Annotated in this window: 23 protein-coding genes; 10 read left to right on the top strand and 13 right to left on the bottom strand. The window is 68.5% G+C overall.

The window, feature by feature from the left end:
- The first annotated feature begins 75 nt into the window (after positions 1-75).
- Positions 76-2,901, top strand: a complete 2,826-nt coding sequence (locus tag ID574_RS47215; protein ID WP_188195619.1) for an RICIN domain-containing protein — start codon at positions 76-78, stop codon at positions 2,899-2,901.
- Positions 2,902-3,008: 107 nt separating this feature from the next.
- Positions 3,009-4,766, top strand: a complete 1,758-nt coding sequence (locus ID574_RS47210) for a ThuA domain-containing protein (protein WP_188195618.1) — start codon at positions 3,009-3,011, stop codon at positions 4,764-4,766.
- A gap of 88 nt (positions 4,767-4,854) precedes the next feature.
- Here the strand turns inward: ID574_RS47210 and ID574_RS63120 are convergent, their stop codons facing one another.
- The 6 genes from ID574_RS63120 to ID574_RS47180 all read right to left on the bottom strand — a co-directional run bounded on the left by ID574_RS63120 (position 4,855) and on the right by ID574_RS47180 (position 11,012).
- Positions 4,855-5,052: a substrate-binding domain-containing protein gene (locus ID574_RS63120; RefSeq protein ID WP_223167800.1), complete on the bottom strand. Its 198-nt coding sequence runs from the start codon at positions 5,050-5,052 to the stop codon at positions 4,855-4,857.
- A 526-nt stretch (positions 5,053-5,578) separates the two neighbouring features.
- A complete protein-coding gene (locus ID574_RS47200; protein WP_188195617.1) occupies positions 5,579-6,625 on the bottom strand; it encodes an ABC transporter permease in 1,047 nt (348 codons plus the stop codon).
- On the bottom strand, positions 6,618-8,186 hold the full coding sequence (locus ID574_RS47195; RefSeq protein WP_188195616.1) for a sugar ABC transporter ATP-binding protein: 1,569 nt from the start codon (positions 8,184-8,186) through the stop codon (positions 6,618-6,620). Before ID574_RS47195 ends, ID574_RS47200 begins: the two co-directional genes overlap by 8 nt.
- 31 nt (positions 8,187-8,217) lie before the next feature.
- On the bottom strand, positions 8,218-9,294 hold the full coding sequence (locus tag ID574_RS47190) for a sugar ABC transporter substrate-binding protein (protein WP_188195615.1): 1,077 nt from the start codon (positions 9,292-9,294) through the stop codon (positions 8,218-8,220).
- Positions 9,295-9,348: 54 nt separating this feature from the next.
- On the bottom strand, positions 9,349-9,714 hold the full coding sequence (locus tag ID574_RS47185; protein ID WP_188195614.1) for an SDR family oxidoreductase: 366 nt from the start codon (positions 9,712-9,714) through the stop codon (positions 9,349-9,351).
- Positions 9,714-11,012, bottom strand: coding sequence for an enolase C-terminal domain-like protein (locus ID574_RS47180; protein ID WP_188195613.1), 1,299 nt, complete (start codon positions 11,010-11,012; stop codon positions 9,714-9,716). The genes ID574_RS47185 and ID574_RS47180 overlap by 1 nt, the downstream gene beginning before the upstream one ends.
- A 292-nt stretch (positions 11,013-11,304) precedes the next feature.
- Between ID574_RS47180 and ID574_RS47175 the strand changes: the two genes are divergently transcribed.
- From ID574_RS47175 to ID574_RS47170, 3 genes are all read left to right on the top strand, one after another.
- Positions 11,305-12,024, top strand: a complete 720-nt coding sequence (locus ID574_RS47175; RefSeq protein ID WP_188195612.1) for a FadR/GntR family transcriptional regulator — start codon at positions 11,305-11,307, stop codon at positions 12,022-12,024.
- Between the two features lie 120 nt (positions 12,025-12,144).
- Positions 12,145-12,318: a hypothetical protein gene (locus ID574_RS60845; protein ID WP_223167799.1), complete on the top strand. Its 174-nt coding sequence runs from the start codon at positions 12,145-12,147 to the stop codon at positions 12,316-12,318.
- Entirely contained in the window at positions 12,315-12,656 is a 342-nt protein-coding gene (locus ID574_RS47170) for a fumarylacetoacetate hydrolase family protein (protein ID WP_262496137.1), read from the top strand. Before ID574_RS60845 ends, ID574_RS47170 begins: the two co-directional genes overlap by 4 nt.
- 11 nt (positions 12,657-12,667) lie before the next feature.
- Here ID574_RS47170 and ID574_RS47165 read toward each other — a convergent pair whose 3' ends face one another.
- The gene (locus tag ID574_RS47165) at positions 12,668-14,437 is read right to left on the bottom strand and encodes an RICIN domain-containing protein (protein WP_188195611.1); all 1,770 of its coding nucleotides are present in this window, start codon (positions 14,435-14,437) and stop codon (positions 12,668-12,670) included.
- Between the two features lie 696 nt (positions 14,438-15,133).
- On the opposite strand from ID574_RS47165, the gene ID574_RS47160 reads away from it, so the two are divergent.
- Together ID574_RS47160 and ID574_RS47155 are read left to right on the top strand one after the other, a co-directional pair.
- The gene (locus ID574_RS47160) at positions 15,134-18,613 is read left to right on the top strand and encodes a lectin (RefSeq protein ID WP_188195610.1); all 3,480 of its coding nucleotides are present in this window, start codon (positions 15,134-15,136) and stop codon (positions 18,611-18,613) included.
- Between the two features lie 263 nt (positions 18,614-18,876).
- Positions 18,877-19,032, top strand: a complete 156-nt coding sequence (locus ID574_RS47155; RefSeq protein ID WP_188195609.1) for a hypothetical protein — start codon at positions 18,877-18,879, stop codon at positions 19,030-19,032.
- A gap of 77 nt (positions 19,033-19,109) precedes the next feature.
- Here ID574_RS47155 and ID574_RS47150 read toward each other — a convergent pair whose 3' ends face one another.
- Positions 19,110-20,342, bottom strand: coding sequence for an MFS transporter (locus ID574_RS47150; protein WP_188195608.1), 1,233 nt, complete (start codon positions 20,340-20,342; stop codon positions 19,110-19,112).
- 485 nt (positions 20,343-20,827) lie between these two features.
- Between ID574_RS47150 and ID574_RS47145 the strand changes: the two genes are divergently transcribed.
- On the top strand, positions 20,828-21,259 hold the full coding sequence (locus tag ID574_RS47145) for a hypothetical protein (protein ID WP_188195607.1): 432 nt from the start codon (positions 20,828-20,830) through the stop codon (positions 21,257-21,259).
- A 344-nt stretch (positions 21,260-21,603) separates the two neighbouring features.
- Here ID574_RS47145 and ID574_RS47140 read toward each other — a convergent pair whose 3' ends face one another.
- Complete coding sequence (locus ID574_RS47140) at positions 21,604-22,344, bottom strand: class I SAM-dependent methyltransferase (RefSeq protein ID WP_188195606.1); 741 nt, start codon at positions 22,342-22,344, stop codon at positions 21,604-21,606.
- Positions 22,345-22,481: 137 nt separating this feature from the next.
- On the opposite strand from ID574_RS47140, the gene ID574_RS63115 reads away from it, so the two are divergent.
- On the top strand, positions 22,482-22,757 hold the full coding sequence (locus ID574_RS63115) for a hypothetical protein (protein WP_442939413.1): 276 nt from the start codon (positions 22,482-22,484) through the stop codon (positions 22,755-22,757).
- Positions 22,757-23,389, top strand: a complete 633-nt coding sequence (locus tag ID574_RS60840; RefSeq protein ID WP_223167797.1) for a response regulator — start codon at positions 22,757-22,759, stop codon at positions 23,387-23,389. The genes ID574_RS63115 and ID574_RS60840 overlap by 1 nt, the downstream gene beginning before the upstream one ends.
- 252 nt (positions 23,390-23,641) lie before the next feature.
- Here ID574_RS60840 and ID574_RS47125 read toward each other — a convergent pair whose 3' ends face one another.
- The 4 genes from ID574_RS47125 to ID574_RS60835 form a co-directional block, all read right to left on the bottom strand.
- Entirely contained in the window at positions 23,642-23,878 is a 237-nt protein-coding gene (locus ID574_RS47125; protein ID WP_188195605.1) for a hypothetical protein, read from the bottom strand.
- A 456-nt stretch (positions 23,879-24,334) separates the two neighbouring features.
- Positions 24,335-24,946: an ATP-binding protein gene (locus ID574_RS47120; protein WP_188195604.1), complete on the bottom strand. Its 612-nt coding sequence runs from the start codon at positions 24,944-24,946 to the stop codon at positions 24,335-24,337.
- A gap of 42 nt (positions 24,947-24,988) precedes the next feature.
- The gene (locus ID574_RS47115; protein WP_188195603.1) at positions 24,989-25,465 is read right to left on the bottom strand and encodes a hypothetical protein; all 477 of its coding nucleotides are present in this window, start codon (positions 25,463-25,465) and stop codon (positions 24,989-24,991) included.
- 261 nt (positions 25,466-25,726) lie between these two features.
- The coding region (locus ID574_RS60835; RefSeq protein WP_223167796.1) for a hypothetical protein at positions 25,727-25,974 on the bottom strand (248 nt) is incomplete at its 5' end.

The raw sequence follows: 25,974 nt of genomic DNA, 5'->3' as shown, positions 1-25,974 counted from the left end.
GGAGGGAGGCTGGTCCTCCCTTCACTCGAACCGATGCGAACCAACGACTCTCCTCGCGGTCAGGAGGGAACACTCATGTCCCGACGTCCGTGGCTCACCTTGCTGACCACGATGGCGCTGATCACTCCCGGAGCGCTCGCGCTCAACGCCTCCCCGGCGAACGCCCTCGACATCCCGCCGTCCGACTACCAGCAGGTGTCGCTCGCGTCGGGTGGCGCGGAACTGGGTGAGGCGATGTCGCTGGCCGTGATGCCGAACCGGTCGGTGGTGCACACGGCACGCGACGGCACGGTGCGCGTCACCGATGCCAACGGCACCACGAAAGTAGCCGGCAGGCTCAACGTCTACACGCACGACGAGGAGGGCCTGCAGGGTGTGGCGGTCGACCCCGGCTTCGCGTCGAACCGGCACATCTGGCTCTACTACTCGCCGCGGCTGAGCACGCCGAACGGTGATGCGCCGAGCACCGGTACGCAGGCGCAGTTCGACCAGTGGAAGGGCGAGCTGTACCTGTCCCGGTTCACTCTCAAGCCGGACGACACTCTCGACATGACCAGCGAGAAGGTGGTCCTGCGGGTCCAGAACGACCGCGGCCAGTGCTGTCATGTGGGCGGGGACATCGACTTCGACGCCGCCGGAAACCTGTATCTCACCACCGGCGACGACACCAACCCGTTCGAGTCGAGTGGCTACTCCCCGCTGGACGAGCGGACCAACCGCAACCCGCAGTTCGACGCCCAGCGCTCCTCCGCCAACACCAACGACCTGCGCGGCAAGCTCCTGCGCATCAAGCCGCAGCCCGACGGCACCTACACGATTCCCAGCGGCAACCTGTTCCCGCCGGGGACGGCGAAGACCCGGCCGGAGATCTACGCGATGGGCTTTCGCAACCCGTTCCGGATGAGCGTGGACAAGGCGACCGGCGTCGTCTACCTCGGCGACTACGGGCCGGACGCGGGTGTGACCGACCCCAGCCGCGGGCCGAGCGGGCAGGTGGAGTTCGACCGCATCGCCGGTCCGGGCAACTACGGCTGGCCGTACTGCACGGGCACGAACACCACCAGCGAGACCTACAACGAATGGAACTTCGCCACCAACAGCACCGGTCCCAAGTACAACTGCGCGGGCGGCCCTGCCAACAACTCCTTCCGTAACACCGGCCTGACCACGCTGCCTCCGGCGAAGCCGGCGTGGATCAGGTACGCGGGGGACGCCGGATCTCCGCCGGAGTTCGGCTCCGGGTCGGAGTCGCCGATGGGCGGTCCGGTCTACCGCTACGACCCGAACCTGAGCTCGGCCGTCAAGTTCCCCCAGGCGCTCGACGGGCGGTATTTCGCCGGTGAGTACGGCCGGCGCTGGATCAAGGCGATCGAGGTCGAGCCGGATGGCACCTACGGGGAGATCTCGGCGTTCCCCTGGTCGGGGACGCAGGTGATGGACATGGCCTTCGGGCCTGACGGGGCCCTGTACGTCCTCGACTACGGCACCGGGAACAACAACCAGGCGCTGTATCGCATCGAGCACATCGGCGATGCCAACCGCAATCCGATCGCCAAGGCATCCGCCGACAAGACGTCGGGACCGGCCCCGCTGACGGTGAACTTCTCCTCGGCGGGCAGCTCCGACCCGGAGGGGGGCGCGTTGACCTACTCGTGGAACTTCGGCGACGGCACCACCTCCACGGCGGCCAGTCCGAGCAAGACCTACACCACGAACGGCACCTACACGGCGACGCTGACGGTCCGGGACCCGCAGGGTCTCACCGGCACGGCGAGCGTGATCGTGACCGTCGGCAACACCGCGCCGACGGTCAGCCTCACCACCCCCGCCGACGGGCAGCTGTTCTCCTTCGGCGACACCGTGCCCTTCCAGGTCACCGTCAGCGACCCGGAGGACGGCACGATCGACTGCACCGAGGTCACCGTCGCCTACTTCCTCGGCCACGACAGCCACCGCCACAAGATCACCTCCAAGACCGGCTGCTCGGGCTCCATCCCGCTGCCGGCCGACGGTGAGCACGACACCGCGGCCAACATCTACGGCGTCTTCGAAGCCTCCTACACCGACAACGGCGGTCTGACCTCCACCAGCGCCCGTACGCTCCAGCCGCGGCACCGGCAGGCCGAGCACTTCGGCGCCCAGCAGGGCATCCAGACGGCCGACCACGCCACCGCGGAAGGCGGCAGGACGGTCGGCTTCACCGACGACGGCGACTGGATCTCCTTCCAGCCGTACAACCTGGGCAACGCGACGAGGATCACCGCCCGGGTGTCCTCGGCCGGCGCGGGCGGCCGGATCGAGGTGCGGGCGGGCTCGGCGACGGGCACCCTGCTGGGAACGATGAACGTCGCGAGCACCGGCAGCTGGGAAACCTTCACCGACGTCTCGGCGAACCTCAGCGGCCCGCCGGCCGCCACGACGACGCTGTACCTGGTCTTCCGCGGCCCGGCCGGACAGGGCTACCTGTTCGACGTGGACGCCTTCACCCTCGACACCGGCACATCTCCCTCCCCCTCGACGAGTGCGCTGCGGGGTGTGGGGTCGGGCCGGTGCCTGAACGTGGCCGGCGCGTCGCAGGCCAACGGCGCGCAGGCGCAGATCTGGGACTGCAACGGCCAGGCCAACCAGCAGTGGACGTCGACCAGTTCCGGTGAGCTGCGGGTGTACGGCACCAAGTGCTTGGATGTGAACGGGGCCGGGACGGCGGACGGCACCGCGGTGATCATCTGGGACTGCAACGGGCAGAACAACCAGAAGTGGCGCCTCAACGCCGACGGCACCATCACCGCCGTCGGGGCGAACAAGTGCCTGGACGTCAGCGGCGCCGGCACCGCCAACGGCACCAAGGTCCACATCTGGACCTGTACCGGAGCAACCAACCAGCGCTGGACCCGTGTATGAGGCCACCCGGCCTCGGACCGCACCGCGATCATCCACATGGCGCCCGGCGCGGCACAGCTTCAGCGCCGAGAAGGGGCCGCCGCGGGCCCCGCGACGAAAGGACACCCATGCTGCGACATCTGACCTCCGCCGCGCTCGGGCGCATCGCGGGGAGCGGCCGAAAGACATCTGTGCTGCGACGCCTGTCGGTGACCGTGGTGGCGATCGCCGCTGCCGCCGCCGCGACGGTGATCCCCGCCGTCCCCGCCCAGGCCGCCGCCTTCAAGGTGCTGGTGTTCTCCAAGACGGCCGGGTTCCGGCACGACTCGATCCCCGATGGGATCCAGGCCATCCGCGACCTGGGGGCCGCCAACGACTTCGCCGTCGACGCCACCGAGGACTCGAACGCCTTCAGCACGGCCAACCTGGCCCAGTACAGGGCAGTGGTGTTCCTCAACACCACCGGTGATGTGCTGAACGACAACCAGCAGGCCGCTTTCCAGACGTATGTGGACGGCGGGGGCGGTTACGTGGGGGTGCATTCGGCCGCGGACACCGAGTACAGCTGGCCGTACTACGGGCAGCTGATGGGGGCCTGGTTCAACAACCACCCGGCGATCCAGCGGGCCACCGTACGGAACGAGGACCGGGCGCACGCCGCGACCGCTCACCTGGGGACGACCTGGTCACGTACCGACGAGTGGTACAACTACCGCTCCAACCCCCGCCCGAACGTCCGGGTGCTGCAGAGCCTGGACGAGAGCAGTTACAGCGGCGGCGGCATGGGCGATCATCCGATCACCTGGTGCCGCCCCCAGTCCTCCGGACGCGCGTTCTACACCGGACTGGGTCACACCCGGGAGTCGTACGCCGACCCGAGCTTCCGCACGTTGCTGCTCGGCGGGATCCGGTACGCGGCCAAGGCCACCAACGCCGACTGCCGCCCGGAGACCGGGTACACGACGTTGTACAACGGGTCGACGACGGGCTGGTCGCAGGCCGGCCCCGGGTCGTTCGCCAACAGCGACGCCACGCTGACCTCCCAGGGCGGCATGGGCATGCTGTGGTACAGCGCCAAGGAGTTCCGCTCCTACTCGCTCAAGCTCGACTGGAGGCTGACCGGCGACTCCAACTCGGGCGTGATCGTCGGGTTCCCGGCCACCGGCGACCCGAACGCGGCGCTCAACACCGGATACGAGGTGCAGATCGACGCGACCGACACCCCGGACAAGACGACGGGGGCGATCTATGGGTTCAAGGCGGCGGACATCGCCTCACGGGACGCGGCGCTGAATCCGCCGGGTCAGTGGAACACCTATGAGCTGCTGGTGGAAGGCGAGCGGCTGCAGGTCTTCCTGAACGGCACGAAGATCAACGATTTCACCAACACCGATCCGGTCCGCTCGCTCCAGCAGGGCTACATCGGCATCCAGAACCACGGGTCCGGTGACGTGGTGTCATTCCGCAACATCCGCATCAAGGAACTGAACCCGTCGGGTAGTACGAGTGCGGTGCGGGGTGCGGGGTCGGGCCGGTGCCTGAACGTGGCCGGCGCGTCGCAGGCCAACGGCGCGCAGGTGCAGATCTGGGACTGCAACGGGCAAGCCAACCAGCAGTGGACCTCCACCAGTTCCGGTGAGCTGCGGGTGTACGGCACCAAGTGCCTGGACGTGAACGGGGCCGGGACGGCGGACGGCACCGCAGTGATCATCTGGGACTGCAACGGGCAGAACAACCAGAAGTGGCGCCTCAACGCCGACGGCACCATCACCGCCGTCGGCGCGAACAAGTGCCTGGACGTGGCCGGCGCCGGCACCGCCAACGGCACCAGGGCGCAGATCTGGACCTGCCACGGCGGAGCCAACCAGAAGTGGACCCGCGCCTGAGGCCATCTCTGACATGACGGCCGGCGTGGCCCCGATCGGGGCCACGCCGGCCACGTCCGGGGCCTCCCCTTTTCGTCCAGTCCGCCGATCAGCGCGCACGTGCGGGTCCGGTCCTTCCGCGCAGGGAGATCGGTGGGGCGACGAGGACATGGCGGTGCCGGGTGGCGGGATCGGCGATGCGCTGGATGAGCAGCTCCACGGCCGGGGCGCCGAGCTCGGCGGCGGGTACGTCGGCGGCGGTGAGCGGCGGGTGCAGGGCTCTCCGCCCTGACTCGACGCAGGACACCCCGGACTACGCGTCGTCGGCACAGCATGTCCGCACGCCTCCCAGGTCGCGTTCGGCCATGGCATGTGCGAAACCCGCCTGGGCCCCGGCAGCCGGGGCCGTACCCGGCGACCACCAGTCCGGCGGAGCGGTTGACCAGGGCGACGCGGCGGTGGCCCAGGCCGGCCAGGTGGTGCATGCATTGGGCGACGAGCGTCTCGTAGTCGATGTCGACCCCTGACATCTCCTCGGGGCGGCTGGTGCGGCCGAGCTCGCCGCCGGAGGGGACGGCAGGACGTCGAGGCCGGCGCGGGCGGCGGCGTCGACGACGCTGGCGACGAGGCCGAGCTGCATGTCGGTGAGGCGTCGGCTGGCCGGAGGGATGGCCAGCCAGATGGTGCGGGTCCTGCCCTCCCCATCGAGCCCACGGTCGCCGAGCGTTCCCAACGATCGATGCTCATCGTGCACGGTGGAGGCGATCAAGCACTAGGGCCGGTGGGCCGTGTGCCGCCACCGCCTGGCGACCGGAGACCGACGCCTCCCATGGTCATTCTTGGACCTTTCCTCCGGTTATGCGGGAGATGACCAGGGCGATGATGATGATCGCGCCGTTGAGGGCGCCTATCCACTGGGCGGGGACGCCCGCGAGGGTGAGCACGTTCTGGATCAGGTAGAGGAGCAGGACGCCGGTGAAGGCTCCGAAGATCGTTCCCTTCCCGCCGTTCAGGCTGATGCCGCCGATGACAGCGGCGGCAAAGACCGTGAAGATGTAACCGTTGCCCTGGGCGGAGGCGACAGAGGCCAGCCGGCCGGACAGCAGCAATCCGCTGAGCGCGGCCAGGACGCTGGCCGTGACGATGACGATCCCCAGCACTCGATCGGTGCGGATGCCGGCCGCCTTCGCGGCGTTGACGTTGCCGCCGATGGCGTACAGCGACCGGCCGAAGCCGGTGAAGCCCAGCACCACGATCCCGATCGCGAACAGCGCCAGGCAGATCCAGATGGAGGCGGGCACCCCGAGCCACAGGGCCGTGCCGAGATACATCATCGATTCGGGGAGCTGGAAGAACGTCTGCCCTCCGGAGATCCCAGTCAGCATGCCTCGCAGCACGATGAGCATGCCGAGCGTGAGGATGAAGCCGTTGAGCCCGAACCGGATGATGAGCAGCGCGTTGACGACGCCCACCAGCAGACCGACAGCGAGGGTGACAGGAACAGCCCAGGCGCCCGGAAGCAGGCCCAGGCCGTGCCCCGCACCCGCGGACACGGTGAGCCAGGCGGCCACCCCGGGCGCCAGCCCCATGGTGGACTCCAGCGAAAGGTCCATCTTCTTGACGACCAGCACCATGGTCTGCGCGAGGACCAATATCGCGATCTCCGACATGGTCTGCAGGATGTTGACGATGTTGTCGGGTTGCAGGAATACCGGGCTGACGAACTGTCCTACCACCCCGATGACGATGATCGCGGGGATGAGCGCCAGATCGCGCAGGTGAGCGAAGGCGATCCGCCGCCGGTTGCCGCCGGCCGGGGGCGGACCGGTTCCCGGCGTGCCGGGGGTGGCGTCCGGGCCCGCGGTCGCGGTCTCATGCATCGAGGTCCACTCCTTCCATGGCGGCCACGAGGTCGTGGTCGTGCCAGCCGCTGGCCATCTCGGCGACCAGGCGGCCCTGGAACATCACCAGGACGCGGTCGCACATCCGCAGGTCGTCCAGCTCGTCGGACGCGATGAGCGCGCCCGTGCCCGACCGGACGATCTCCTCGACCTTGTCGAGGAGGAATTCTTTGGACCGCACGTCGACGCCGGCGGTCGGGTTGATGAGGACGAGCAGCCGTGGGTCGTTGGCGATCGCCCGAGCCATCACGACTTTCTGCTGGTTCCCTCCGGAGAGTCCCGAGACCGGAAGGGCAGGTCCTGGAGCCTTGATCGTCAACCGCTCGATCATGGACTGGGCGAGGGCGTCCCGGCGACGCCCGCTGATGAATCCCGACGGACCAAGCCGTTCGGGAACCGTCAACGTGGTGTTGTCCGCGATGGACATCTCGGGCACGAAGCCCTGATGGTGGCGGTCCTGCGGGACGAAACCGACACCGGCCGCCAGGGCCGCGGACACGCTGCCGGGCCGTGGGCGCTGTCCGGCGATCTCTACGGTGCCCGCGCCCGCCGTGCGCAGGCCGACGACCGTCTCGGCCACCTCGGTACGGCCGCTGCTCGCCGCGCCGGCCAGACCGACGATCTCACCCGCGCGGACCTGGAACGACACATCGTCGTAGGCGCCCTCCGCCGACAGACCCTCGACTTTGAGCACGTGCTCGTCGCCGGGCCGGCGCACGGCTTCACGCCCCTGCTGTCCGGCGGCCGTGGCGGCCTCGCCGGTCATCGCCGCGACCAGCTCCGCGCGCGGCAGCCGTTTCACGGCGGCGGTGAGGATGTGGCGCGCGTCCCGGAAGACCGTCACCATGTCGCAGATCTCGTAGATCTCCTGCAGGTGGTGACTGATGAAGAGGAACGTGACGCCCTGCTGCTGGAGATCACGGATCCGGTCGAAGAGCCGGGTGATCGCTGCGGCGTCCAGCTGGGCCGTCGGCTCGTCCAGGATGACGAAGCGCGCGCCGAACGACAGCGCCCTGGCGATCTCGACGAACTGCCGCTGCTCGATGGTGAGGTCTCCCGCCCTGGTTCCGGCGCTCACGTCCACCGACCAGCTCTCCAGCAGTTCCCGGGCTTGGCGGCGGAGCGTGCGCCAGCTGATCAGTCCGGCGCGGCCCCGGCTGTACCGGTTGAGGAACAGGTTCTCGGCGACCGTCAGCTCGGGGATGATCGTCGATTTCTGGTAGACGCAGGCCACCCGCTGCCGCCAGGCGTCGCGGTCGGCGAGCCGTGGCGCCGGCTGCCCGCCGAAGGTCAGCGTCCCCTCATCCGGCTCCTGCAGACCAGTCAGGATCGACACCAGGGTCGACTTGCCGGCACCGTTGCGCCCCACGAGCGCGTGGGTCTCACCCGGCATGATCGTGATCCCTGCGCCGTCGAGCGCCAGCGTCGGACCGAACCGCTTGGTGATCCCCGCAGCCTCGGCGACGGGTGACCCTGCCGGGGCACACCCGCCGCCGCTCGGGGCTGGACCGGAGCTCGTCACCGGCTCCCGATCGCCCATATGAACCGCCTTCTTCTCTCGCGGCTTCCGGTCAGCCGAGGTTGTTGCCCCACAGGGACTTGTCGTCGCTCTTCAGGCTCTTGACGCCGCCGTAGGTACCGCCGTCGGCGGTGACGAGCGGGGCCGAGAGCTGGTCCTCCAGCACGCCCGGGCGGACCTGGATGATGGTGCTGTCATGGTCGGTCGGGCCCGGCTGGAACGTCTTGCCGTCGATCGCGGCTTTGATGTAGTACAGGGCGTACTTGGCGTAGAGGTCGGCCGGCTGCGAGACGGTCGCGTCGATCTTGCCCTCGGCGATGTTCTTGAGCTCCTCTGGGATGCCGTCGTTGGAGACGACGAAGACGTGCTTGGGATCGTCCGGCTTCACCAGCAGCCCCCGCTGTTGCAGCACCTGCAGCGTCCCGGCGAGCGCGAAGCTCGACTGCATGTAGACGCCCTTGATGTCGGGGTTGGCGACCAGGTCCGTCTGCAGCTTCTGCGCGGCGATCGCGCCGTCCCAGTTCGTGGCCTCCCCGAAGACCTTGATGCCGGGGTAGTTCTTCTTCATGCAGTCGTTGAAGGCCTCGGTGCGGTCGCGGCCATTGATCGAGGCGAGGTCGCCCTGCAGCATGACGACCTTGCCTTTGCCGCCGAGCTTGGTGCCGAGGAACTGGCAGGCCTTCTCGCCGTACGCGCGGTTGTCGGCCCGTACGACCATGTAGACGTCTCCGGTGTCGGGCCGGGTGTCGACGGTGACGACGGGAATCTTCTTCGCGGCGAGTTGCTGGAGGGTCGGGGCGATGGCGGCGGTGTCCTGAGGTGCCATCGCGACGCCCTTCACGCCCTGACTCATGAACGTCTGCACGTTGGCGGTCAGCTTGGCGACGTCGTTCTGGGAGTTGGTGGTCTTGATGTCCAGGCCGAGCTCCTTAGCGTACTCGGGGGTGTACTTGATGTAGGAATTCCAGAAGTCGGTGTCGGAGCGCGGGTAGTCGACGCCCACCACGGGGGAGCCGCCGCCGTTGGTCGCCGCGGTGCCGGAGCCGCCGGAGCCGCCACCGCAGGCCGAGAGGAGGGAAAGGGCCAGGCAGGAGCCGATGCCAGCCAGGGTTGCCGACCTGAATTTCATGTGTTCTCCTTGCCGCTGACCTCGGTCTCGCCGAGGGACACGGTGGGTGCTGAGTCAGTTGCGCGGACGGATGCGCAGGCCGCTCATGCCGCCGTCCACGGCAAGATCGGTTCCTGTTGTGGCTCCGGCGAGCGGGCTCGCCGGATACGCGATGGCCGCGGCGACTTCCTGCGCGGTCACGAGCCGGCCGGTGGGCCGGCGCGCTTCCGGGGCGCGGCGTTCCGCGGACGGGCCGGACGCCGCCTCCAGCAACCGGCCGACCCAGGGGGTGTCGACGGTGCCGGGATCGACGCACGTGAGGTCGAGGCAGGCGACGCGTGCGCCCCGCTCGGCGAGGAGCGCCGCGGTCGCCGGCCCTATGCCGGAGGCGCCGCCGGTGACGATCGCGGCCAGGCCCTCGGATTCCCAGGAGTCGTTCATCAGGTGGCCGCCCATTCCGGGCCGTCCGGATAGCGGTGGCGGGCGACGGACTCCGGGTGGAGCTGGGCACCGATGCCGGGAGCCACAGGGGCGCGGTAGTGGCCGTCACTGATCCGGACCGGGTCGGTGAAGTGTTCGTGCAGGTGGTCGACGTACTCGATCACCCGGTCCTCGGTGGTACCGCTCACCGCGACGTAGTCGAACATGGCAAGGTGCTGGACCATCTCGCACAGCCCGACGCCGCCGGCGTGCGGGCAGACCGGGACGCCGAACTTCGCGGCCAGCAGCAAGATGGCGACGTTCTCGGTGACGCCCGCCACCCTGCTCGCGTCCAGCTGCAGGATGTCGATCGCGCCGGCCTGGAGCAGCTGCTTGAACATCACCTTGTTGTGGGTGTGCTCGCCGGTCGCCACCTTCATCGGCGCCACGGCCTGGCGGATCGCCGCGTGTCCGAGGATGTCGTCGGGCGAGGTGGGCTCCTCGATCCAGTACGGCTCGTACTGCGCGAGCGGCCGAAGCCATTCGATGGCCTGAGGAACGCCCCAGGCCTGGTTGGCGTCGATGGCGATGCGGATGTCCGGACCGACGGCCGAGCGGGCCAGTGCGAGGCGACGCAGATCGGTCTTCTGATCGGCGCCGACCTTCAGTTTGATCTGAGTGAAGCCCTCGGCCACCGCCTGCTTGGCCAGACGGGTGAGTTTGTCGTCGGTGTAGCCCAGCCAGCCCGGGGTGGTGGTGTAGGCGGGGTACCCGTGCGCGAGCAGGTGTCGCGTCCGCTCGGCCCGGCCAGGCTCGGCACGCCGGAGAATGGCCAGTGCCTCCTCGCGCGTCAGCGCGTCCTGCAGGTACCGGAAGTCGACCAGGTCGACGAGCCGCTCCGGGGACATCTCCGCCAGCAGCCGCCAGACCGGCTTGCCTTCCCGGCGGCCGTAGAGATCCCATATCGCGTTGTCGATGGCGGCCACTGCCATGTGGATGGTGCCCTTCTCCGGGCCGAGCCACCGCAACTGGCTGTCACCGGTGAGCCTGCGGGAGAGCGCCCCGAGGTCGGCGAGCACCTCCTCCACCGGCAGGCCGACCACCAGCGGCGCCAGTGTCTTCACGGCGGCGACCTGGAGGTCGTTGCCGCGGCCCACGGTGAACGCGAGTCCGTAACCCTCGCCACCCGTGCTGGTGCGGATCGTCACGTAGGCGGCGGAGTAGTCCGGTTCGGGGTTCATCGCGTCGGAGCCGTCGAGCTGGCGTGAGGTGGGGAACCGGACGTCCAGCGCCTCGACGGCGCTGATCACCTCAGTCACGGCGGCCGGCGCTTTCCCAGATGCGTTTCGTCTGCATCAACGTTGCATGACGTCGATTCTTCGACATGGGATGGATTTATACGCGCCCGGGGATGTCGTGTCTAGGCTTGTCGTCGGACTTCCCGTATCGATACACGTAAAAACGTAGACGCCATCCGATACACACGGAGATGATCAAGGTAGACATGGGATCTCTGCTTCCAAGCATGGGATGTCGCTGTTACGCTGCGGGAACGTACCGATCACCACGTCCGGCTCTCCCCGAAGGCCGGACCGCCCCGGGGGACCGTCGATGTCATTGACCGACAAGGCCATCACGCGGATTCGCGAGCTCGTCCAGTCCGGAGAGCTGCCGCCCGGTTCCAAGCTGCCGCCCGAGCAGCAGCTGGCCACCGAGCTCGGCCTGTCGCGCAACCTCATGCGCGAGGCCGTCAAAGCGCTGGTCGTCGCCCGGGTACTGGAAATACGCCGAGGTGACGGCACCTACGTGACCAGTCTCGAGCCGAGCCTCCTGCTCGGAGGGGTCGGCGGCGCGGTCGAACTGCTCCAGGGCGACACGCTCCTGGAGGTCACCGAGGTGCGGCGGCTGTTCGAGCCCATCGCCACCGGGCTGGCCGCGGTGCGGATCTCCGCCCAGCAGCTCCGCGAGGTCGAGCAGCATCTCGCCGCCATGCGTGAGGCGCGTGACGACGTCGAACTGCTGAACCGGCACGACGCCGAGTTCCACCGGGCGGTCATCGCCGCCACGGGCAACCAGACCCTGGCGACCCTGCTGGAAGGCATCGCCGGCCGTACGCTGCGGGCCCGGGTGTGGCGGGGACTGGTGGACGACAATGCCGCCCCCCGCACGCTCGCCGAACACGAAGCCATCTACGAAGCGCTGGCCGAAGGGGACGCCGCGCTGGCCGAGGCCGCGGCGCTCATGCACGTCAGCACAACGGAGCGCTGGCTGCGCACACACCTTCAGCAGAGCGATACGTCGACCGCCGGCGTCGGCACGCGGCCATCCTGATGGACCCCCGCCCTCGCCCTCGGCACCCGGCCGGCCCTGACACGAGACCGATGCGACACCCGGTCCGGCCACGACAGCATTGTCGGCCGTGACCTCCTGATACACCTCCCAGGAGGGGCGATGAGATTCCTGCGTGGCGGACCCGCGGGCCTCGAGCGTCCCGCCGTCCTCGGCACCGATGGCACACCCCGCGACCTGTCCCGTCTGACCTCCGACATCGACGGCCGGTTCCTGTCGGGCGGCGGCGTCGAACGCGCCCGCGCGGGGTCCCGGGCGAGCCCGTGGTATTCATGAAGGCCGCGAACACCGTGATCGGCCCGGACGACACCGTGCTCGTCCCGCGTACCAGCGTCAAGACCGACTACGAGATGGAACTGGCGGTGATCATCGGCGGCACCGCGCGTTACCTGGACTCACCGGAGGATGCCGATGCCGTCATAGCGGGGTACACGATCGCCGACGACGTCAGCGAGCGGGCCTTCCAGCACGAGCGCGGCGGACAGTGGGACAAGGGGAAGTCCTGCGAGGCCTTCAACCCCCTCGGCCCTTGGCTCGTCACACCGGACGAAGTCGGCGACCCGCAGGCGCTCGGCATGCGCCTGTGGGTCAACGGGCGGCTCCGCCAGGGGTGACGCCCTTGGGGTCAGACGCGGGTCCATTTCTGGTTGGCGCCGCCGTGGCAGGTCCAGATGTGCACCTTGGTGCCGTTGGCGGTGCCGGCGCCGGTGACGTCCAGGCACTTGTTCGCGCCGACGGCGGTGATGGTGCCGTCGGCGTTGAGGCGCCACTTCTGGTTGTTCTGCCCGTTGCAGTCCCAGATGATCACCGCGGTGCCGTCCGCTGTCCCGGCCCCGTTCACGTCCAGGCACTTGGTGCCGTAGACGCGCAGCTCGCCGGCGCTGGTGGAGGTCCACTGCTGGTTGACCTGGCCGTTGCAGTCCCAGATCTGCGCCTGCGCGCCGTTGGCCTGCGAGGCGCCGCTGACGTCCAGGCACCGCCCCGATCCGACGCCCTTCAAGGCGCTGGAGGTCGGTGAAGGCCCCGGAGTATCGGGCGGCAGCAGCGTGATGGTGAAGGTCTCATCGGCGTTGGTGTGCGGCAGGTTCACCGTCGTGCCGTTGTCCGACAGCGTCACCACCGTGTTCTGCACGGTCACCGGACCCGCGACGGCGCCCCCGCCGTTGTACGGGATGCGCTCGGCCACCACCCGCACCTGATTGCTCTGCACGATGCCGCTGGTCGTGTCCAGCCGTTGCAGGTTGACCGTGATGTTGCCGGTGGTGCGGCCTCCGCCGACCAGGATCTTCGCCTCTCCGCTCGCCTTGGTCGCGAAGGCGTCGTACGAGGTGCTGGGGCTGACAGAGGCGATCTGCCCGGTCTGGGAGCCATAGAAGCGGTAGACCCACCATTCGCCCTTCGGCTGGTACTGCCCGGCGGAGTTGCGGACGAGCAGGTTGGCCAGGTCATTGTGCAGGTTGCCCCCGCCGGCCCAGTTGGCGCGCAGGCCGTCGGCGCCGGCCCGCTCCAGCCTGGCGATGTACCAGGAGCCGTCACCTGGGTTCTGCTCGTTCGCTGCGCCGTATTCGTTGATCTGGTACGGGCGCGGGTGCGGGATGCCGCGGGAGCCGAGGGTGGTGTTCGCGGTGGCCACGTTGGCCACCGGGTCGCCGGGCAGGGAGTGCCAGCTGACGATGTCGGGGACGACGTCGTTGGCCTTGACGTAGTCGAGGTACTGGGTCCAGAAGCCGCCGGTGGACGGCACACAGGCGCAGCTGGGGCCGACGATCAGGTGGGAAGGGAAGGCGGCGCGGATGCGCTGGAAGGCACGCTTCCACATCTCGAAGTACTGGGAGATGGGGCGGTTCCAGAACAGGGTGATGTTGGGTTCGTTCCACAGGTCCCACTGGACCGGAGCGCCGGTGGCCCGCACGTCATTGATCAGGCGGGTGAGGAAGGCGTCGTAGTCGGTCCAGTTGCCGTTGTCGCCGGGGAAGCGGGAGATGGGGTAGCCGTCGGCGCCCCACAGATCGTGCACCAGCAGAATGAACTCCCCGCCCAGCGACCGGGTGCGCAGCAACTGCGCGCGGGTGGCGTTCCACCGGCGGTCGTACTTACCGGACACCCAGCCGCCCGGGCCGTCCAGCTGCGCGCCCCCGGCCCGCATGTACCGGAACTTCACGTCTTTGAAGAATTGGTCCGGGGGGTTGGCTGCGTCCTCCGTCATGCCGTAGATCCACCCAGAGGCCCGGTAGGTCGGGGAGCCGGCCGCGACGGAGAAGTTCACGGTGATCGACTCGTCCGCGGCCTGGGCCGGCGCTGTCCCGAGGACGGACCCGGCGACGAGCGCGCCGATGGCGAACAGAGCGGCGATGCTGCGACGGCCTGTGCGCCGCCTCTTACCTTTCGTGTCCACTCATAACTCCTCGCGCAGAGGGGAGTATGCGGATGACGCGACCACCGGCGACCGTCTCCTGGGAGACCGCCCATTTGCCCGCCCTGGACGTACGAGACGCTGCCGGGCGGCCTCGGCACGGCGGTCGACGCCGCCGATGGTGGTCTTGCACTGCTCACCCTGGTTTCGGGTGCCGTACGCGCGTGTGGGCAGGATTGAGTCGGTGGGACGGTCGGTCTACGTCCGGGGAAGCGCCATCATCGAATCGATTCGCGGGAAGCGTAGATCTCGTCGGCGAGGGATGTCAATGGCATGTTTCCTGGACGTGAAGGACGCCTTTCGGCGATCGGCAGAGGAGGAGGCTTCCTCGGCGTATGTGCGGAGGGAATCCTGCGCCCGGTACAGAGCCTGAAAGTTTCATACTCATCGCGCGTCTGACCATCCGGAGCGTATCGCCGATCCTTGCCGGTCCGGAGAGGTGAGACAGGCACCGCACCATCGGCGTCGCCCGTAAAGGCGGCCCTGGAAAGGCGGCGAGACCATCGCCCAGTGGAACAGGAAAGGCGGTCTCTGGTTCCCTGGATAAGCATGCTTTACGCGCATGTTGGGGAGACCCGAATCGATTCGACATGACCATCGAGGAGAAGCACTTCACCGACTCATGCCTTCGCACCCTTCAACTCCGACAGTTGCCGGTAACCCTCCAGGAGATCCTTCATGCAAACATCACGCCTACTTCCCGCTCTGGCCGCGGTCTTATTAGGACTGTTACTGTCCGCGGTGCCGCTGCCGGCGCACGCGAGCGCTCCGCAGTTCAAGGTGCTGCTGTTCACCGAGACCGCGAGCGGCGCCTACCGGCACGACTCCATCCCCGCCGGTGTCGCGATGTTCCAGCAGATGGCGACCGACAACAACTTCCAGCTCGACCACAGTGAGAATTCCGCCGTCTTCACGACCGCGACCCTGAACACCTACGACGCGGTGATCATGTTCCAGACCAACGGCATGGTGTGGGACAACGACGCCCAGCGTCAGGCCTTCCAGGCGTATGTGCGCAGCGGCCGCGGCGTCGTCGCGATCCACAACGCCACCGACATGAACATCGAGGCGCAGTTCCCCTGGTGGGACCAGGTCGTGCTGGCCGGCGCGCACATGACCGCGCATTCGGCGACCCTGCAGGGCACCGCCAAGGTGGCCGACAAGGTTCACCCCTCCACGAAGGGGCTGCCGGATCGGTGGGTGCGTCCGGAGGAGTGGTACAACTTCGACAAGAACATGCGCGGCTCGGTGCACGTGCTGGTGACCGCGGACGAGACCACCTATGACGCGGGGCCGAGCAAGATGGGCGCCGACCACCCGATCTCCTGGTGCCACAACCCGGAGGGCGGCCGGGTGTGGGCCACCGCGATGGGTCACCAGGCGTCCTCCTATTCGGAGCCGCTGTTCAAACAGCACCTGCTGGGTGGGGTGAAGTGGGCGGCGGGAGCGGAGCCGGGTGACTGCGGCGGCACGGTCGCGGCCCGGTTCCAGAAGGTCACGCTCGACGGCGCACCGGACCAGCCGATGGAACTGGACGTGGCCGCCGACGGCAGGGTCTTCTACATCTCGCGCTCGGGCAAGGTGAACATGATCCCCGCCAATGGCGGGGGCACGCGTGTCATCGCCACCCTGCCGGTGTACGACGGCGGCGAGGACGGCGGCATCGGGCTGGCGCTGGATCCGAACTTCGCCACCAACGGCTGGATCTACGTCAACTATTCGCCGTCCAACGGCGGTGAGGTGAACCGGGTGTCGAGGTTCACCTTCAACGGCACCAGCCTCGACGTGGCGAGCGAGAAGAAGATCATCGAGGTTCCGGCGTACCGCAACGTCGACGAGCCCGGTCACACCGGCGGCTACCTCGCGTTCGGCCCGGGCGGCAACCTGTACATCGGCCCGGGTGACGACACCAATCCCCACGCGTCCAGCGGCTACACCCCGATCGACGAGCGGCCGGGCCGGGAGCATTACGACGCCCAGCGGTCCTCGGCCAACACCAACGACCTGCGCGGCAAGATCCTGCGCATCCACCCCGAGCCCGACGGCACCTACACGATTCCGTCCGGCAACCTGTTCGCGCCCGGCACCGCCAAGACGCGGCCGGAGATCTACGCGATGGGCTTCCGCAACCCGTTCCGCTTCTCCGTCGACAAGGTGACCGGCTGGATCTCGGTGGGTGACTACGGCCCCGACGCGGGCGCCGCGAACTCCAGCCGCGGTCCCGAGGGCACGGTCGAGTGGAACCTGATCAAGCAGCCGGGCTTCTACGGCTGGCCGTACTGCGTCGCGAACAACATCCCGTACAACGACTACAACTTCGCCACCAACACCTCCGGCGCGAAGTTCAACTGCTCGGCGCCCGTCAACAACTCGCCCAACAACACCGGCCTGACCAACCTGCCCGCGGCCAAGCCCGCGACCGTCTGGTACAACTACCACGCCTCGGCCGAGTTCCCCGAGATCGACTGCTGCGGCGGTGCCGGCCCGATGGGGGGCCCGTTCTACCGCTACGACCCGGCCGGCACCTCTGACCGCAAGTTCCCCCAGTATTTCGACGGCACGCCGTTCTTCTATGAATGGAGCCGGAACTTCGTCAAGGAGTTCCGCCTGGACTCCTCGGGCAACCTCCTGAAGATCAACCCCTTCGTGGCACAGCTCGCCCCGCATGCGCCGATCGACATGAAGTTCGGTCCGGACGGCGCCCTGTACATGGCCGACTGGGGCAACGGCTTCGGCCACGCGAACACCGATGACAGCATCTACCGCGTCGACTACGTTGCCGGAAACCGCGCACCCCTGCCCAAGGCGATCGCCAACCCCGACTCGGGCACGGCGCCGCTGACGGTGGCGTTCTCCTCCGCCGGCTCGTCCGATCCCGACGGCGACGCGATCACCTACGCGTGGGACTTCGGCGACGGTGGCACCTCCACCAGCGCCAACCCGTCCCACACCTACAACGCCAACGGCACCTACACGGTCAAGCTGACCGTACGGGACTCCGGCGGGAAGACGGGCAGCGTCACGTTGCCCATCGTCGTCGGCAACACCCGTCCCAACGTCGTCTTCTCGGCTCCGCCCGACGGCGGGTTCATCGACTTCGGCGACCAGGTGGCCTACACGGTGAACGTCACCGACCCCGAGGACGGCGCCGTCGACTGCACCAAGGTCAACGTGATCACCGCGCTCGGCCATGACCAGCACTCCCACGACACCGGTCAGTACACCGGTTGCTCCGGAACGGTCACGACCACCGCCTCCGGCCATGACGACGCCTCCAACGTCTACTACGTCCTGTCCGCCGACTACACCGACAAGGGCGGCCTGAAGGGCAGCGCCGGCATCACCCTGCAGCCCAAGCACAAGCAGGCCGAGCACTTCACCGGCTCGTCCGGAATCCGGATCATCGACGAGCCGGGAGCCGAGGGCGGCAGGCGCATCGGCGACATCTCCAACAACGACTGGATCTCCTTCAGGCCGATCAACCTGTCCGGGATCGACACGGTGTCCTTCCGCGTCTCGGCGCCGTCCAACACCGGGGCGTCCATCGAACTGCACGCCGACTCGCCGACCGGGGCGCTCATCGCCTCCAGTCCCGTGCCGGCGACCGGGGGATGGAACAGCTACGTGTCCCTGCCCGCGGTGCGGGTCACCGACCCCGGTGGCACCCGTAACGTCTACGTCGTCTTCAAGGCGCCGTCGGGGAACTCGTTCGACGTGGACTCGTTCACCTTCAACGGCAAGGGCGTCGGGCAGGGCGGCGGCTCATCGGGCAGCACGAGCGCGCTGCGGGGTGTGGGGTCGAACCGGTGTCTGGACGTCAGCGGCGCCTCGCAGACGAACGGCGCGCAGGTGCAGATCTGGGACTGCAACGGGCAGGTCAACCAGCAGTGGACCTCCACCAGCACCGGTGAGCTGCGCGTCTACGGCACCAAGTGCCTGGACGTGAATGGGGGAGGGACGGCGGACGGCACCAGCGTGATCATCTGGGACTGCAACGGCCAGAACAACCAGAAGTGGCGCCTCAACGCCGACGGCACCATCACCGCCGTCGCGGCGAACAAGTGCCTGGACGTGTCCGGCGCCGGCACCGCCAACGGCGCCAGGGTGCAGATCTGGGCGTGCAACGGCCAGAACAATCAGAAGTGGACCCGCGTGTGATGCCAATGTGACGCCCGACCCTGGAGCCGGCCCGGTCTCCGGACCGGCTCCGGTGGCCGGCGTGCTGCTGATAGGTATCCACCGGAACTGAGGCGGCGCGCGGTCCGGACGGTCCACGAAGCCATCTATTTCGCTCTGTGGTGTGACGGAGGATGTCGCCGGTATCGCGCAGCTGGACCGCCTGGCCGACCAGGCTTCCCGTCCAGAAAAGTCCTGGTCGACCAGGGGTTCGAGAACTCGGTCGTCACTTACGGAGCCCGTTCGTGGGAATCGTCGAAATCCTCATACTGACAGCCGTCGGGTATGCGACCACGAGCATTACTCTTGCCGGCTCCCGAATCGCGGGTTGCTGGGCGATGATCAATGTGATGACCAGACGCCTGACCGGCACCTCCGCCCCGACCTGGCACGGCACCTGACCAGCCCCTCTGAGCCGCCGAAGGCTGGTTGCACGTCATACACGTATTCAGGGGGACCCACAATCGCGCCGAGTGGTTCAGTTTCGGGGGATGCGTACGGGCAGAGACGGGAAGCACCTCTTGGTGGCGATGATGAGGGCTGCGGCGAGCAGGATCGTCAAGCCGGCGAAGGTCTGTGGCATCCCGAACGCCCCAGCGGACCATCCGACCGCCATGGGGCCGAGAAGTTGACCGCTGTAGGTGAGGGTGCCGACCTTGGAGAGCGCGGCCGCCGCATTGGAGGTGTCCGAGCTCGCGCCGTCGTGGCCGGCCGCGCTGAGAATGATGGGGATCAGTACGGCAAGGCCGAGGCCGAGGATGGCGAAGCCGGCGATGGCCGGGCCGGGGACGCGGCTGAACACGACCACGACGAGCCCGGTGACGGCGATCAGTCCGCTGATGCGGACAAGAATGGAAGGCCCGAGGCGTTCCTGGAAGCGGTCGCCCAGGAGACGAGCGCCGGCCTCGCAGACGTTGTAGCAGATGTAGCCCAGGGACGCGGTGCCCAGCGAGGCGCCGAGGTCCTCATGGAGGAACACCCCGCTCCAGCTGCCCACGACGCCGGAGATGACGAACACCAGGACTCCGGTCGCCCCGAGGAGAAGGACGCGAGAGGTCCAGCCGGTCCACCACCCCGTCCGCTGTGCGGGGCGGGGCTGTTGTGGGCTGCGGTCGGTGTGGGCAGGCAGCAGGTGCCGTCCGGTGATGAGCGCCATGGCCACAGTGACAGCGGTGATGAGCAGGAAGTGCTGGGCGAGGGACAGCCCGGCGGCGAGGGCGGCACCGCCGAGCAGGGAGCCGGCGGCGGCGCCGATGCTCCAGCCGGCATGGCAAGCGTTCATGATCGGCCGGTGGCGGGCGCGCTCGACGGCGACGGCGTGAGCGTTCATCGCGATGTCCATCAGCCCGTCGATTGCGCCGAACATCAGCAGGACGAGGCCGAACGTCACTTGGTCGGCGACGAGCGCGAAGGCCAGGAGGGCCAGTGGCAGGGCGAGCGTGGTGGTGCGGACGACGGGTCCGCTGCCGAACCGGCCGACGAGTCGTCCGGTCAGTTGCATGGCAGCCAGGCCGGACAGGACGGGCAGCATCAGGAAGACGCCGAGTCTGCCCTCGGACAGGCCGAGGTCGAGTTTCAGCGAAGGGATCTGGACGAAGTAGCTGGCGAACAGCAGGCCGGTGAGGAAGAAGGGCGCTGCGGCAGCTCGGCGGGCGCGGCCGAAGCCGCGCCGGTCATGGTCTGACGGCACGTGCGAGGTCGGGGCGGGCACCGGGTGTCATGTCCTCTGGATAGGCGGTGTGCTTGCGCTGGGCGGACATGACGGTGTTCATCCCGGCCTCCTAGATCGACGGGCGCCTCTGGAAGTTCAGCAAAGGAGGGATACGGCATGCAACTTCTTTATCGGCGTACGCATGTCGCTGATCGTGGGCGTGGCACGGCCACGAACGGGGACCACGCGTCGTCGGCGCCGTTCAGGTTGGACGCCGTGGCGCCGAACGCCGGCAGGACGTGCCCGGCAGAGACGGCGGTGCCGATGCGGGCGGCGCGGGTACAGCGGCGGGCCAGTGCGATGAAACCGGGGACGAGAAGGACCAGCGCCCCCTCGCTGTTTCTTGGGATGTCACGGCGCAACGCTAGAGACCGCCCGGTTCCGGGCGCGTCCGCCGGAGAGGGCGATCGCCTACCATCGGAAGCTGACCCGGCCATCTCGGCCGGCTGACGCCCATGGTCTGGCCGGGCAGTACCGTTCGGCGTGTGGACCCCTCGCACGACTCGCCCACGTGCCCCGGCGCCCGCCCTGCGCGGACCTGGCGCTCGCCGGGCTGCCGGCCGTCTGGGCCGTCGCGGGGGTGCTGCCGGCGGGCCCCGCTCTGGGCCGAGATCGCCTTCGCCTTGGTGACGACGGTGCCGCTGGCGGTGCGGCGGCACACGCCGCCGCTCGCGCTGGCCGTCATCGTGGCCGCACTGTTGCTGCGGGCGGCCGCTGTCGACGGCCCGCCGGCCACGGTCGCGCCGTTTCCGGCGATCCTGGTGGCCGCGTTCTCGGCTGTGCTGCGCCTACGATCGTCGGCGGTGGCGTTCGGGGCGTCGGCCGGCGCGGTCGGGAGCACGGCCGACGCGATCGCCCTGCGTTCCACGACACCCGGCCGGGCATCGGATCGGCCCTGGTCATGGTCTTCTTCGTGACCGGCGGGTGGACGGCCGGGCGGCTGCTGCCTGCCGGGAGGTCCAGTTGCACGACGCCGAAGAGCGTACGCACGAGCGGGCTACCGATGCGGCTGGTGGAGCGAGGATAGCCGCGCGCGTGCGTCCGGACAAGCGCCACCGGCCGTGCAGCGCCGTCGGCCTCCTCCGCGGCACGGCCTGGTCGGATGCAGGGTCCTGATCGCCGACGACCACGCGCTGGAGACCGCCGAACGCGAACACCTCTACCACGAAATACGCTGTCTCCTCGCCGCCCGCCCGGAAAGAGGGCTCACCCGACACTGGTCCACCGCCCTCACTGCCGGGCGACGCCTATGACGAGTGACCTACCTGGTGGCGGCGGCAGCGGGTCGGTAGACCGAGATATGACTGGTGCTGTCGGAGTCGAACGGCCGACGATCCCAGTCCGCATATCGCTCGTGAAGTTGAAGACCGGCTTGGCTCGCCATCAGGTCCAACTCACTGGGCCAGCAATACCGAAGCGCCACGGGCAACATACGAATTCCATCGGTGGAAAAGGTGATGGTCTGCTTCGCATACCGCTGGGCGACCGCGTCATGTCGGTAGACCTGGATCGTCGCGGAATCCTCGGTCACCTCAAGCGCTTCAACCCGCGAACCCCGATCGAACTTGGCCGGGTCCGGTACGAAGCACTCGATGACGAACGCGCCATCCGGCTGGAGGGCCCGCGCGACGTTGTGGAAGCAGTCCCTCTGCCGTTCCTGGCTCGGCAGGTTGAACAGGGTGTTGAAAACAAGAAAGACCAAGCTGAAAGACCCTTCGACGGGCACGTCCGCCATGTCGCCTACAGTGACCGGAATCCGTTTTCCACCTGGTCTCTCCCGCATCCGTTCAACCATCGCCGCCGAACCCTCGACGCCCGCGACGGCGATGCCTCGTGCGGCGAGGGGCAGTGTGACGCGGCCGGTGCCACTCGCGAGTTCAAGAACGGGCCCCGCACCTGCCAGCTCGGCCAGGAACCCCACTGCCGCAGCTGGATCCGGTCCGTCGCCGTAGTGGTCCGCCCATCGGTCACCGAAGAAAGCCGCATCATCGAACCCAGACATGCCGCCAGGCAATCATTCTTACCATCACCGACGCTATTGATTTTCGGCTGTTCTGAGGCTTTGCGCCCACCCGAGGGCCGGCCGGGAGCTGTCCTTGGCGCTCCGCTCGGGTCTCCGCTGGGAGCGTTACTGGACGGGTGGACCTGTTGACCGACCGGGGATGCGCCAACGGACCGACGACGTGGAGCTGGTCCCCGCCACGGTGCGCCGCCCCCGGCCGCCGATCTGGTCGTTGCCGTCTGGCCGCGGCGTCCTCCGATGCGTCGCGCGGCGGTCTCGACCCGCAGTCCCGGCGCGACACCTGGGACCTGATCGAGGGCGTGCGCTCTCGCGGGGTGACGATCGTGCTGGTCACCCCCTTCATGGAGGAGGCCGAGCCCCGGCCTCCGGTGACCGAGACCCCGATGCGGTAGTGATCGCGGACGACCATCCCGTCGTCAGGGATGGGCTGAGCAGCATGTTCGCCTCCGCACCCGGATTCGAGGTGCTGGGCGAGGCCGCGGACGGCGCCACAGCCGTACGGCTCGCCCAGGAGCTCCGGCCCGACGTGATCCTGATGGACCTGCGCATGCCGGGCATGGACGGGCTGACCGCGATCAACGAGCTGACCAGGCTCGGCGTCACCGCGCGCGTGCTGGTGCTGACGACCTACGACACCGATACCCACGCCCTTCCGGCGATCGAGGCGCGGCTCCGGCTCCACGGACCGCCACGATCCGCCCCTGGCCGTAGCCGAATGGACGGCCGCACTCGCCCCCGCATTCAGTCCGCGGCGCCAGGCGGCCGGACAGCGATCAGGAAGAGTTCGATCGCCGGGGTCAATCAGCCGCGGACAAGAACGAGGCTCGGGACGAAGATGAGCGAACGCGAATATCACCTGGCGCCGGGTGGGCTGGATCACTACGGGCTGCTCGTTGATCGCGCGTGGCCTTGGCGTGACCATCGGGAACATGCCCGCCGCCTCGACAACTGGATGGCTGTTCGGGACCGACGGGCTGCTCAGTCGGATGCGGCTGCTGGTCGACCATCGCGAGGCCGAGCTTGAGGCCGAGGCCGACTCGCTGGAGGAGGTGCTGGAGCGGGCGAAGACCGACTGGAGTCAGGACGCTTCGACACGAGGACCACGCACTCGGCCGGTCGCGGCAGTGCGTGGCGACACTCGCCGGCCCCGCGGCACGGGCGCCAGAGCACCCTTGGGGCGGTTCAACCCACCCAGGGGGCCGCCCGTGATGCGTGACCGCACAGTGAAAGCGGCCGCCCGTCGCGGGCGGCCGCTTTCACGTGGGAGTCTGGGCGATTACTTCAGCAGGCGCTTACTCAGAAGCTCCTTGCCCTGCTCGGCTCCCTTGCGGCTCTCGGCTTGGGCGCGGCGGAAGAAGCCGGCCAGTTCCCCATCGCCCGCGCGCTCGGCGTCGGCGATGTAGTTCTCCAGCCGCAGCACGTTGCTCAGGCACTGCTCGACGAACCAGATCAGGTTGTAGTCCTTGTCCTGGGTACCGGTGACCTTGCCGGTCTCCTGGCCTGACGGATCCATGTGTCTCCTCCTAGCCTTTCGACGGGTCGGGTCCCCCTCTCCGCCCGGCGCGGCGCTCTCGCGCGGCCGGTCGCCTCTGTCTCCTTCCCGTCAGGCACGGAGTATGTCCCGCCGGTGGTGCGCTTGTTCCCCGGCTGAACGATCATCCCCACAGGCGCAGGCGGCGATGGTCCCCCTCGCGCCCCACGGGCCTGGGGAGGCCTGCGCCGGCGGGGACGTCTTGCGGGACGTCCTGGACGTCCCGGGGGCGCTCGCGGCATCCTGGGCGATTGCCCGGCGGTCGCCCGTCATCGCCCCGGCTTGCCTTACCGGTGAGGCGAGTCAATTCCATGCTGTGGGGTAGCAGAGTTGGTCACCACCGGCACGATGTTGGCTGCCGGAGGCGGCACGGCATCCCCACCAGCGGACAGACGGCGCCATGACCGACCTGCAGATCACCGTGGACCATCGTCCCGGCTACCGCGTGATGATCTTTCGCGGTGAGATTGACCGATACAGTCCGGCCCACTCCAAGATCATTATGGATGCCGCCCACCCGGCGCCCTGACACGAACCGGGGCGGGGGGATCCAACCGTTAAGCCGCCGACCGGTTGCCGGTCCCGGCCGTCGTGGCCACCATGGTCGTCGTGGCCGTCATGGTCGTCGTGCCGGAAGTGGCGGTCAGGACGCGGGACCGCGGCGGGCCGGCGAAGGACGTCCAGGCGCAGCAGCGAGCCCATCTCCGTCCGCTCCACGACGGCCCGATCGCACAGGTGCTGGATCACCCACAGGCCGAACCCGCCCGAGGCGGTCGGGTCGACGTGGGCGCCTGCCAGATGATCGTGGCTGAGCCGGTCGGCGAGGTCGCGGATCTCCACGGTGACGCCGTCGTCGGTGCGGCGGACGGTGATGATGCCGGCCTTGCCGCCGTGGTCGAGCACGTTGGTGACCGCCTCGTTGACCGCCAGTACCAGGTCCTCCAGCCGCTCGCCGCACAGGCCGCTGTGCTCGCCGAGGAAGCGTACCAGGTCCCGGATGAAGGCAAGATCGTCACTGACGGGACACCGTAACTCGAACGCGTCGCTCATGATCTTCTCGCCCCGCCCCGGGTCGGAGGAGGGTGAGGGGGGCTACGGGCCGGTCATCACCAGGCTCATGTAGTACCAGTAGTCGCCGCCGAAGATGTGCTGCGGGATGTAGGTGATCTGTCCGGTGGCCAGCGTGGCGCAGGTGGAGCCCCACGCGGTGACCGAGCCGAGCTGCTTGCCTTGGCCGACGACGGGCGGGGTGACCTCCCGCAGGCTGAGCAGTGCTGATCCGGTGGTGCCGATGGTGGTGGTCGGGCTGGCGAAGTTGCCGGAATAGGCGCGATCACCGTTGTTCATGGCGGCGTATTGGTTGCCGCTTGGGTACATGTACCCGGCGAGGTTGATCTTGATCTCGTCGCCGTTGTTCTCCTCCGTGTCGTAGGCGTCGACGAGGTCCAGCTCCACCCGGCACGTGGTGGCCGCGCTCGTCGCGCCGACGGGCGAGGCCGCGGACACAGCCGCCGAGACGGTCAGGCCCGCCATCAGCGCGAGCGCGCGTATGAGCTTGTGAGATCGCATGCCGCTTCTCCCTCTGTTGACCCGCGTTTCATGCCGAAACGCCGGCATCTCAGGGTGCGGCAGGCAGCGTGGGCTGGTCAGTGGCCAGGGGGCACGCTCTATCCACGCCCTTTTGCGTGGTCGCGTGGCGGGGGCGGCTTGCGGCGCGACCTGAAAGCGCTATCAGAGCCTCTGGTCTGCACCGCGGCTGACGGACCTCTCGACGGCCCGCTGGCGCGGCTGCCGCGGTTGGCCTACCGGCCTTACGTGGCTTGACCACCTTCAAGCGGCTGACCAGCTAGTTCGCTTGACTACCCCAGATAACTGCCGGTTCTGCCCCTGGGCCGGGCCGTCCTGGCGGGGTTCCCCGGTGCCGCCGTGCCGGTTTTCGGGCGTCCCGGGTTCACGCTGTGCCGCCCGCCTTGGTTCGTCGTCATGCGACGACGTGACCACGCAAAATGTGGATGGGGAGCGGAACAGTGAGAGGATTGCGAGGGTGACGGCAAGAACCAGTGACATCGAGAAGGCGG

This window comes from Nonomuraea sp. SYSU D8015 (assembly GCF_008065375.1).
Taxonomy (GTDB): Bacteria; Actinomycetota; Actinomycetes; order Streptosporangiales; family Streptosporangiaceae; genus Nonomuraea.
Note: the sequence above shows the minus strand (reverse complement) of the source record. Positions and strands in the feature narration are given on the sequence as shown.

Bases quoted from the DNA above. Each gene is read 5' to 3' on its own strand.
- ID574_RS47215 (WP_188195619.1), top strand. From the start codon at position 76: ATGTCCCGACGTCCGTGGCTCACCTTGCTGACCACGATGGCGCTGATC.
- ID574_RS47210 (WP_188195618.1), top strand. From the start codon at position 3,009: ATGCTGCGACATCTGACCTCCGCCGCGCTCGGGCGCATCGCGGGGAGC.
- ID574_RS47200 (WP_188195617.1), bottom strand. From the start codon at position 6,625: ATGCATGAGACCGCGACCGCGGGCCCGGACGCCACCCCCGGCACGCCG.
- ID574_RS47195 (WP_188195616.1), bottom strand. From the start codon at position 8,186: ATGGGCGATCGGGAGCCGGTGACGAGCTCCGGTCCAGCCCCGAGCGGC.
- ID574_RS47190 (WP_188195615.1), bottom strand. From the start codon at position 9,294: ATGAAATTCAGGTCGGCAACCCTGGCTGGCATCGGCTCCTGCCTGGCC.
- ID574_RS47185 (WP_188195614.1), bottom strand. From the start codon at position 9,714: ATGAACGACTCCTGGGAATCCGAGGGCCTGGCCGCGATCGTCACCGGC.
- ID574_RS47175 (WP_188195612.1), top strand. From the start codon at position 11,305: ATGTCATTGACCGACAAGGCCATCACGCGGATTCGCGAGCTCGTCCAG.
- ID574_RS60845 (WP_223167799.1), top strand. From the start codon at position 12,145: ATGAGATTCCTGCGTGGCGGACCCGCGGGCCTCGAGCGTCCCGCCGTC.
- ID574_RS47170 (WP_262496137.1), top strand. From the start codon at position 12,315: ATGAAGGCCGCGAACACCGTGATCGGCCCGGACGACACCGTGCTCGTC.
- ID574_RS47160 (WP_188195610.1), top strand. From the start codon at position 15,134: ATGCAAACATCACGCCTACTTCCCGCTCTGGCCGCGGTCTTATTAGGA.
- ID574_RS47140 (WP_188195606.1), bottom strand. From the start codon at position 22,344: ATGTCTGGGTTCGATGATGCGGCTTTCTTCGGTGACCGATGGGCGGAC.
- ID574_RS47125 (WP_188195605.1), bottom strand. From the start codon at position 23,878: ATGGATCCGTCAGGCCAGGAGACCGGCAAGGTCACCGGTACCCAGGAC.
- ID574_RS47120 (WP_188195604.1), bottom strand. From the start codon at position 24,946: ATGAGCGACGCGTTCGAGTTACGGTGTCCCGTCAGTGACGATCTTGCC.
- ID574_RS47115 (WP_188195603.1), bottom strand. From the start codon at position 25,465: ATGCGATCTCACAAGCTCATACGCGCGCTCGCGCTGATGGCGGGCCTG.